Origin of the sequence: Paraburkholderia sp. BL21I4N1 (genome assembly GCF_002973525.1) — a bacterium.
Taxonomy (GTDB): domain Bacteria; phylum Pseudomonadota; class Gammaproteobacteria; order Burkholderiales; family Burkholderiaceae; genus Paraburkholderia.
In genome coordinates, this window is record NZ_PVEN01000026.1 from 60,163 (window position 1) to 68,575 (window position 8,413).

Here is an 8,413-nt window from a genome sequence, read left to right on the forward strand (position 1 = left end):
ATTCGCGCGTTCGCTGCTCCGCCGGAGAAAACGCTCTGTGTTCAAGCAGTTGGCGCAGTTGGCCAGGACTTGTCCACAAGGATATGAACATTTTCTGTGGATAAGATGCGCGCCCCCGAAACCATCAGGAGAGATGCGATGCCACCACCAGCAACCCGCGGCACCGCCAGGCCTCGGCACCGCTTCTTATGGTTCGTGGCCTTGTGGCTGCTCGGCGTCGCCGGCACGGCTCTGCTGGTGTTGCCGTTTCATCTAATGATCGCCGCGGCAATGCATCATTAGCCTCGCCGCTCGAGCGAGGGCGGTAACTGCCCCAGTTGCCGGAACACCGCGAGCCAGTCTTCGAGATGCCAGGTTTTCGCAATCCGGTCTGCGCGCATTTCATGGAACGAGTGAATCGCGAATTTGATCGGCTTCGCACTGGCCGCCATGCCGAGCAGTTGTCCCGTCTGCGTGCCGCTGATCTCCGCGCGCACGCCGACCCGCTCGCCGTGAATCAGCACGTCGAGAATCGTGACGTGCATATCCGGCAGCGCGGTCGCGATGTCCTCGAAGATCGGAATCATCTGGTCCGGTCCCGGCGCCACGCCGGCAGGCTCCGGAACGTACTCCCAGTCGGACGTGACGACGGTTCGCAACAAGGCGACGCTCTTCTGTTCGAAGGCGCGATAGAACGTGTCGATGGCTTGATGAATCCGATCTTCGCTGGCGGGCGACGTCATGATGGGTGGCTCCGGGGAATGGTCGCGGCGAACCCACGAGGCTCGCCATCCTCATCATAAGCCCGCCTCCGCAATGCCTGCGCGCAAGCTGCGCAAAGTGCGAAACGTGCACATAGGCAGCGTAGCGGTCATGAAGTGTGCAGTCGGTATAACATCCGTGGGCAGCGCAGGCGTAAAGACACTCGACCGTCGTTTCATTGCGATCGGAATTCGTCACGACCTACCCACATTCAATGCGATGACTAAAGAACTCCCCGACACCCCGGAACGTGCCGATCCTCCAGAGCCGCAAGGCATCTGTAAAGACATCTCCCGTAGCGCGATCTTTCTGGTCGCGACGCTTTCCAGCGACACCGACGCGATCGAAAAAGTGCGCGCGTGGACCGGCGACATCGCCGCGCTGGTGCGCGCCGTCGGCAAGCGCGTGCCGGCCGGCAACCTCTCATGCGTGTGCGGCTTCGGCTCCGACGCGTGGGACACGTTGTTCGGCACGCCGCGCCCCGCCCGCCTGCACCCGTTCCGCGAATTCGGCAGCGGCGAACGCCGGGCCATCGCAACGCCGGGCGACATCCTGCTGCACATTCGCGCCGAGCACATGGATCTGTGTTTCGAACTCGCCACGCAGTTGCTGGCGCCGCTCGGCGACGCCGTGACCGTGGTCGACGAAGTGCACGGCTTCCGCTATTTCGATATGCGCGACCTGGTGGGCTTCGTGGACGGCACGGAAAATCCGGCGGGCCGCGAGGCGGTGCAGTTCACGCTGATCGGCGACGAAGACCCGGACTTCGAAAGCGGCAGCTATGTGCTGGTGCAGAAGTACCTGCATGACATGGCGGGCTGGAACGCGCTGCCCGTGGAGACTCAGGAACTGATTATCGGCCGCAAGAAGTTGTCGGATATCGAACTCGACGATGCGGTGAAACCGTCCCGCTCGCATAGTTCGCTGACCACGCTGACCGAGAACGGCAAGGAAGTGAAAATCCTGCGCGACAACATGTCGTTCGGCCGCCCCGGCTCGAACGAATTCGGCACCTATTTCATCGGTTATGCGCGTTCGCCCGCGCCGATCGAGCAGATGCTGGAGAACATGTTCGTCGGCCGTCCGCCGGGCAACTACGACCGCCTGCTCGACTATAGCCGCGCGGTGACCGGCAGCCTGTACTTCGTTCCGTCGGCCACCCAGCTCGACGAACTCGCGGACCGTGAGCCGCAACCGGCTGCGGCGGTGGAAACGCCGTCCGACACGTCTTCATCCACCGAGCCGCATCACGAACACGAAGGCTCGCTGAATATCGGTTCACTCAAAGGACTCACTGGTTTCACTCAAGGAAATCGCCCAACATGAACAATCTGCATCGCGAGCTAGCCCCCATCTCCCGCGCCGCCTGGTCGCAACTCGAAGAGGAAGTGGCGCGCACCTTCAAACGCAGCGTGGCCGGCCGCCGTGTGGTCGACGTGAAGGGCCCGGGCGGCACGGAACTGTCCGGCGTCGGCACCGGGCACCAGACCACGATCGGCGCGCCGCAGGAAGGCGTGGTGGCAAAACTGGCCGAAGTCAAAAGCCTGGTCGAACTGACCGTGCCGTTCGAATTGCAGCGCGAAGCGATCGACAGCGTGCTGCGCGGCGCGAAAGACGCCGATTGGCAACCGGCGAAAGAAGCGGCCAGGCAGCTCGCCTATGCCGAAGACCGGGCGATCTTCGACGGCTATGGGGCGGCGGGCATCGGCGGACTGCGCGAAGGCTCGTCGAATCCGGTGCTCGCGCTGCCGGCCGACATCAGCGACTACCCGAACGCGATCAGCGAAGCGCTCGAACAGTTGCGCCTGGCCGGCGTGGACGGCCCCTATTCCGTGCTGCTCGGCGCGGATGCGTACACGGCGCTCGGCGAAGCACGCGACCAGGGCTATCCGATCCTCGACCACATCAAGCGGATCGTGAACGGCGACATCATCTGGGCACCGGCACTCGCGGGCGGCAGTGTGCTGTCCATGCGCGGCGGCGACTTCGAACTGCATCTCGGCGAAGACGTGTCGATCGGTTATGTAAGCCATACCGAGACCACCGTGCGCCTTTATCTGCGCGAAACGCTGACGTTCCTGATGCTGACGAGCGAGGCGTCGGTGACGTTGAGCCAGGCGGGCTAAATCGCGCCGCGTCCATCGCCGCGTGTTTTTTCGCACGCCGCGATGGACTCAGGCGTCAAACAGAACGGCTCAGTGATAACCGGCGTCGCCCTCGCGCACCTTGCCGCGGAATACGCGGTACTGCATCAGGTTGTAGACGAGAATGACCGGCAGCACGATCACCGTGCCGACCAGCGTAAACAACTGGCTCGAATGACTCGATGACGCTTCCCAGATGGTCAGCGAAGGCGGCACGATGTTCGGCCAGATGCTGATCAGCAAGCCGCTGTAGCCGAGAAAGCACAGCGCGAGCGTGAGAAGGAACGGCGTCGCCTCGTGCCGCAGCCGCAGCGTGCGAAAAATCCCCCATACGCAGGCCACCACCAGGATCGGCACCGGCAAAAACCAGCCGAGCTTGCCGCTGCCGAACCAGCGGTGCGCGACTGCCGGCAAGCCGATCACGGTCCACAGACTCACGACCGCCATGGCTCCCAGCAGCACGCTCACGAGCGGCCGCATCACTTCGCGCATGCGGCGCTGCAAGTCGCCGTCGGTCTTCAGGATCAGCCAGCCGCAGCCGAGCGTCGCGTAAGTCGTCAGCACGCCGATGCCGCACAGCAGGCTGAACGGCGACAGCCAGTCGAACGGATCGCCGGCAAACCGGCCGTCGACGATCTTGATGCCTTGCAGCAGCGATCCCAGCACGATGCCCTGGCAGAACCCGGCCAACGCCGATCCGGCCATGAACGCCAGATCCCACGCATGCTGCGTGCGCGTGGCTCTCGCGCGCAATTCGAAGGCCGCGCCGCGAAAGATCAGACCCACCACCATCAGGATCAGCGGCAGATAGTTCGCCGGCAGCAAGGTCGAATAGACGACCGGGAAAGCGCCGTAAAGTCCGGCGCCGCCGAGCACGAGAAACGTCTCGTTGCCGTCCCAGACCGGCGCGATGGTATTGAGCATCACTTGCCGGTCGGCTTTCTGTTCGAAGAATGGGAACAGCAGGCCGATGCCGAGATCGAATCCGTCCAGCATCACGTAGAGAAACACGCCGAAGCCGATAATCGCAGCCCACACCACGGGAAGATCGAGTTGCATGGCGTCACTCTCCCTTGAGCGCGTCGAGCGGACGATTCCGCAATACCGGATGCTTGACGGACGGCGGACTATCGACCTGCGCCTCCGGCCCGCGGCTCATCATCTTCAGCATGTAGTAGACGCCCATGCCGAACACGAGGAAGTACACCAGCACGAAGATCAGCAACGACACGCCGGCTTGCTGCGCGCTGATCGGCGAGAGCGAATCTTCGGTGCGCAGCACACCGTACACCGTCCACGGCTGGCGGCCGACTTCAGTCGTCACCCATCCCGCCAGCAGCGCGACCAGCCCCGACGGTCCCATGCACAGCACCAGCACCTGAAACCAGCGGGTCTCGTACAACTGGCCTCGCACCCGCAGAAACAGCCCCAGCAACGCGGTCAGCAGCATCAGCATGCCGAGACCCGCCATGATCCGGAAGGTCCAGAAAATGATCGGCGAATAGGGACGGTCTTTGGCCGGAAACTCCTTCAGTCCGCGAATTTCTCCGTCCCAGCTATGGGTCAGAATCAGGCTGCCCAGATGCGGGATTTGCAGCGTGTAGCGCGTGACTTCCGCGTCCATGTCGGGCAGGCCGACCAGATTGAGCGCGGTGCCGCCCTTCTCGGTTTGCCACAGCCCTTCGATCGCCGCGATCTTGGCCGGCTGATACTGGCGCGTGTTGAGCCCGTGCGCGTCGCCGACGAAAATCTGCACCGGCGCGAGCAGCAGCAGAATCCACAGCGCCATCGAAAAACTGCGCGTGATCGGACCGTCGCGCCTGCCGTGTAACAGATGCCACGCGCCGCAAGCCGCGACGATAAAGGCCGCGACGATAAATGCGGCGATCGTCATATGCGCGAGACGATACGGAAACGACGGATTGAAAATCACCTTCAGCCAGTCGACCGGCACGATCCGGCCATTCTCGATAGCGAAGCCTTGCGGCGTCTGCATGAAGCTATTCGACGCGAGAATCCAGAAGGTCGAAATGAGCGTGCCGAGCGCGACCATCAGCGTGGCGAAGAAGTGCGCGCGCGGACCGACGCGCTGCCAGCCGAACAGCATGACGCCGAGAAAGCCGGCTTCGAGAAAGAACGCCGTCAACACCTCGTAGGTCAGCAGCGGCCCCGTGATATTGCCGGCGAACGAAGAAAACCCGCTCCAGTTGGTACCGAACTCGTAGGCCATCACCACGCCGGAAACGACGCCCATGCCGAAGCCGACCGCGAAGATCTTCGACCAGAACAGGAACATGTCTTTATAGACGACGTCGCCGGTCAGCAGCCAGCGCCCCTCCAGCACCGCGAGGAAACTGGCCATGCCGATGCTGATCGCGGGAAAGATAATATGAAACGAAACGGTGAACGCAAACTGCAGCCTGGCGAGATGGAAAGCATCGAAGAGTTCCATGATGGATCTGCGGCTCCGGGTGGCAACGGCATTTGCGTAACGGCGGGAGTTCCGATTATCACCTGATGTTCCATTGCGTGGCGCGTAGGCTGCCATTCGCGCCAGGACGCGGCAACCCGGGCCTTTTCCGGGCTCGGCAATCCGCCCGCTCGTTGCACCCGCGAGCGCAGGACATCACGCCAGCTTGCTATGATCTCCGCACCGAATTGCCCTGGGAGCTCACGATGCGAATTCAAACCTCATTCCTGTTCGATCTCGACGGCACACTGGTCGACAGCGTCTATCAGCATGTGCTGGCGTGGAAAGAAGCGCTCGATAGCGAAGGCATTCCGCTGTCGGTCTGGCGGATTCACCGCAAGATCGGCATGAGCGGCGGCCTGTTCACGAATCAGTTGCTGCGCGAAACGCACAAGGAAATCAGTACGGAACTCCAGGAGCGGCTGCGCCAGGCGCATGCCGCGGCGTATCGGCGCCTGCGCGATCAGGTATGCCCGCTGCCGGGCGCACGCGAGTTGCTCGCCGCGCTGACGAAAGCCGGTACACCCTGGGCGGTGGCCACCAGCGGCCGGATGGAAACGGCGGCCGTCAATCTGGAGGCGCTGGGCGTGGACCCGGCCAAAGCCGTGGTGGTGACGCGCGACGACGTCAAATACGCGAAGCCCGACCCGGATCTGTTCATTGCGGCGGCGATCCGGCTCGGCGTGCCGGTCGAGCAGAGCGTGGTGGTCGGCGACAGTATCTGGGACATGCTGGCCGCGAAACGCTGCCGGGCACTCGGCGTGGGCGTGCTGTCGGGCGGTTATGGCACGGAGGAACTGGAACGTGCGGGCGCGTTGCGCGTTTATGACGATCCGGCGGATCTGCTGGAGCATCTGGATGAGGTTGCCGCGAGACCCTGAGAGGCTCGCGGCCGTTTCCACCCGGATGCCGCAAAACGCAGCGTGAGGAGTAAGGTTTGGTTTGTCGCTGCAAACGCTCCAAAGGGGAAAACGATGCCCGCAAGCACTGTTTCTTATGGCGAGTTTGAAATCCTCGTGCACCCCGAAACCAACCCGCGCGGCGCGTGGCTCGCCAGCGTGAGTGTGCGCCTCGGCGCTCGAACCCTGGTCGACATCCGACCGGCGACGATACAACCCCAGTGGCTCACGGAGGAAGAGGCGGCGCGAGACGGCATTGAATGGGGGCGCCGCTACATCGACCGTGAGTTCAATACGCCGCAGTCGCGCTCATGGGTGTCCGATCGTTCTCACGCGGAAACGTGGTTTCGCAACGCGGAAGAAGCGCGGAGCGGCAAGTTTATTGCGTGACGGCCTCGCCGCCCGTTCGCCTCGATTCGCCGAGATCGACAACAGCATTTCTGCCGCCACGTTTGGCCGCATAGAGCGCGGAGTCCGCGTTATTTGTCAATTCAGCAAGCGATCGAGGATATGCACGACGGCCAGTCGCACAGCCAATGCTCACCGTAAACCGCGGTAGCGTGCCGGAAAAATCGATCGGCCCGTTTTCGACCTCACCGCGTATCGCTTCAGCGACCTGCGCCGCTCCAGTTTCGTCAGTGTCGGGCAACACAACGACGAACTCTTCGCCGCCGTACCGCGCGATAAGGTCGCCACGGCGAATCGCATGCCGTCTGATACACGCAGCGAGATGTTTCAGTGCGAGGTCGCCTTGTGCGTGGCCGTAACTATCGTTGTATTGCTTGAAATGATCGGCGTCGATGAAAAGCACCGACAGGCAGCTATCGTTGCGATGAAGCCTTTCCCACTCGTTTTCGAGAAACTCATCGAGGGCGCGGCGGTTTTTGACGCCCGTTAGCGGATCTGTCTGGGTAAGCTCAGTCAGCAGGACCTGCGTTTTCACATGCTCCCCGAGCGCAAAGGCAAGCAGCCATACCACGACGCAGAACGCAATGCCGATGGTTGCAGTGGATACACCGACCATCCAGGCCATGCGTCTGAAGCCAGCCAGGATGTCGGATTCCGCGGGTGCAACCACGGCAATGAGGGGCGTGCCGGGAATGCGCTGAAATGTGTATAAACGAACTGTTCCATCGATAGACGATCGCGCCGCATAGAAACCGGAATCATGGTTCGCCATACGCGAGAAAAAAGTGGTCGATGTGATTATCTGAGCCTTGTTGAGCGGGGGATTTCTTGCAATGACCGTCCCGTCGGTTCGGACAATCGCAGTGATTCCGTGAGGGCCCACATCGAGCTTTGAAAGGAGTTGGCGGAAATAGGCAAGATCGATCGCCACCATGACGACACCGCCGAATGAGCCATCGGGCTGGTTGATCCTTCTGGACAGCGCAATGGCTTCGACTCCGTTTCTCGACCGTGCGCGGTAAGTCGATGACAGATAAAGCCCCGCGTTCGCCGACTCGCGCTGAACCACGAAATAGTCCCGGTCGCTAAAACTCCAGTGATGGGAAGTCCCGCAGCAACCGTCGATTAACCGTCCTTTACTGTCTGTGACGCCCGCACCCGTCAAGTACTCGGCCGGGGTGCTGTTAAAAAAAATCTGATGCCGTACTGCGGAGTCCATGCTTTGCACAGCAGGATTCTGCCAGGCGGCAATCAATGTCAGAAGGGCATTGTTGGACGTTTCAAAGGTCCGCTCGATGTTGCTGACGAGGACAGAGGTAACGTTTCCAGACGTGTCGTGTGCATGTTCCAGTGCCTCATTCCTCGCGGCCTGAAGCGTGGCGAGGCTGATTGCTGTCGCCGCCAGCGCCATCAAAGTGCCCAGGACGCCGACGATCAAGGAATGTCGCCCTGCCCATACAGCCAGCTTTCCGTTGGAAATTGAAACAGACACGGTGAGATTCTTATGAATTTGCCCGGTTCAACCGTCGCCAAACCGGCGCCTTTCGACGAAGGCTACCCGGAAGGGTCAGGCGATTGCGGTGAGCCGTTCGAAGCTGAAAGATTGCTACTAGCTGCGATAACGGCATCGCCGCAAATAAATGTAGGGCTTCGCCCGACCCAGAGTGTGTGGAAACTCGATTTTTGCCGCTAAGCGGGCAATTGACAGTCAGGTCGATCGCGTGTGATACAACGAGTTTGCGCCATCGAAC

Annotated in this window: 9 protein-coding genes; 5 read left to right on the forward strand and 4 right to left on the reverse strand. The window is 61.7% G+C overall.

The genetic code is table 11. The features are described from left to right. Positions 1–138 precede the first annotated feature (138 nt). Positions 139–282, forward strand: coding sequence for a hypothetical protein (locus tag B0G83_RS38830; RefSeq protein ID WP_181157173.1), 144 nt, complete (start codon positions 139–141; stop codon positions 280–282). Here the strand turns inward: B0G83_RS38830 and B0G83_RS35600 are convergent. Then, a complete protein-coding gene (locus B0G83_RS35600; protein WP_105511976.1) occupies positions 279–722 on the reverse strand; it encodes an ester cyclase in 444 nt (147 codons plus the stop codon). The genes B0G83_RS38830 and B0G83_RS35600 overlap by 4 nt on opposite strands. 238 nt (positions 723–960) lie before the next feature. Between B0G83_RS35600 and B0G83_RS35605 the strand changes: the two genes are divergently transcribed. Beyond that, entirely contained in the window at positions 961–2,067 is a 1,107-nt protein-coding gene (locus B0G83_RS35605) for a Dyp-type peroxidase (RefSeq protein WP_105511977.1), read from the forward strand. Next, positions 2,064–2,867, forward strand: a complete 804-nt coding sequence (locus B0G83_RS35610; RefSeq protein WP_105511978.1) for a family 1 encapsulin nanocompartment shell protein — start codon at positions 2,064–2,066, stop codon at positions 2,865–2,867. Before B0G83_RS35605 ends, B0G83_RS35610 begins: the two co-directional genes overlap by 4 nt. A 69-nt stretch (positions 2,868–2,936) precedes the next feature. On the opposite strand, the gene cydB is transcribed toward B0G83_RS35610, so the two are convergent. Next, complete coding sequence (cydB, locus tag B0G83_RS35615; protein WP_105511979.1) at positions 2,937–3,944, reverse strand: cytochrome d ubiquinol oxidase subunit II; 1,008 nt, start codon at positions 3,942–3,944, stop codon at positions 2,937–2,939. A 4-nt stretch (positions 3,945–3,948) separates the two neighbouring features. After that, positions 3,949–5,337, reverse strand: coding sequence for a cytochrome ubiquinol oxidase subunit I (locus B0G83_RS35620; RefSeq protein WP_105511980.1), 1,389 nt, complete (start codon positions 5,335–5,337; stop codon positions 3,949–3,951). A 224-nt stretch (positions 5,338–5,561) separates the two neighbouring features. Here B0G83_RS35620 and B0G83_RS35625 point away from each other — a divergent pair, with 224 nt between their 5' ends. Continuing rightward, complete coding sequence (locus B0G83_RS35625; protein ID WP_105511981.1) at positions 5,562–6,236, forward strand: HAD family hydrolase; 675 nt, start codon at positions 5,562–5,564, stop codon at positions 6,234–6,236. A gap of 93 nt (positions 6,237–6,329) precedes the next feature. Continuing rightward, positions 6,330–6,644: a DUF6566 family protein gene (locus B0G83_RS35630; RefSeq protein ID WP_105511982.1), complete on the forward strand. Its 315-nt coding sequence runs from the start codon at positions 6,330–6,332 to the stop codon at positions 6,642–6,644. Here the strand turns inward: B0G83_RS35630 and B0G83_RS35635 are convergent. Then, positions 6,634–8,154: a sensor domain-containing diguanylate cyclase gene (locus B0G83_RS35635; protein WP_105511983.1), complete on the reverse strand. Its 1,521-nt coding sequence runs from the start codon at positions 8,152–8,154 to the stop codon at positions 6,634–6,636. The genes B0G83_RS35630 and B0G83_RS35635 overlap by 11 nt on opposite strands. Positions 8,155–8,413: the final 259 nt, after the last annotated feature.

Bases quoted from the DNA above. Each gene is read 5' to 3' on its own strand.
- cydB (WP_105511979.1), bottom strand. From the start codon at position 3,944: ATGCAACTCGATCTTCCCGTGGTGTGGGCTGCGATTATCGGCTTCGGC.
- B0G83_RS38830 (WP_181157173.1), top strand. From the start codon at position 139: ATGCCACCACCAGCAACCCGCGGCACCGCCAGGCCTCGGCACCGCTTC.
- B0G83_RS35610 (WP_105511978.1), top strand. From the start codon at position 2,064: ATGAACAATCTGCATCGCGAGCTAGCCCCCATCTCCCGCGCCGCCTGG.
- B0G83_RS35605 (WP_105511977.1), top strand. From the start codon at position 961: ATGACTAAAGAACTCCCCGACACCCCGGAACGTGCCGATCCTCCAGAG.
- B0G83_RS35625 (WP_105511981.1), top strand. From the start codon at position 5,562: ATGCGAATTCAAACCTCATTCCTGTTCGATCTCGACGGCACACTGGTC.
- B0G83_RS35600 (WP_105511976.1), bottom strand. From the start codon at position 722: ATGACGTCGCCCGCCAGCGAAGATCGGATTCATCAAGCCATCGACACG.
- B0G83_RS35620 (WP_105511980.1), bottom strand. From the start codon at position 5,337: ATGGAACTCTTCGATGCTTTCCATCTCGCCAGGCTGCAGTTTGCGTTC.
- B0G83_RS35630 (WP_105511982.1), top strand. From the start codon at position 6,330: ATGCCCGCAAGCACTGTTTCTTATGGCGAGTTTGAAATCCTCGTGCAC.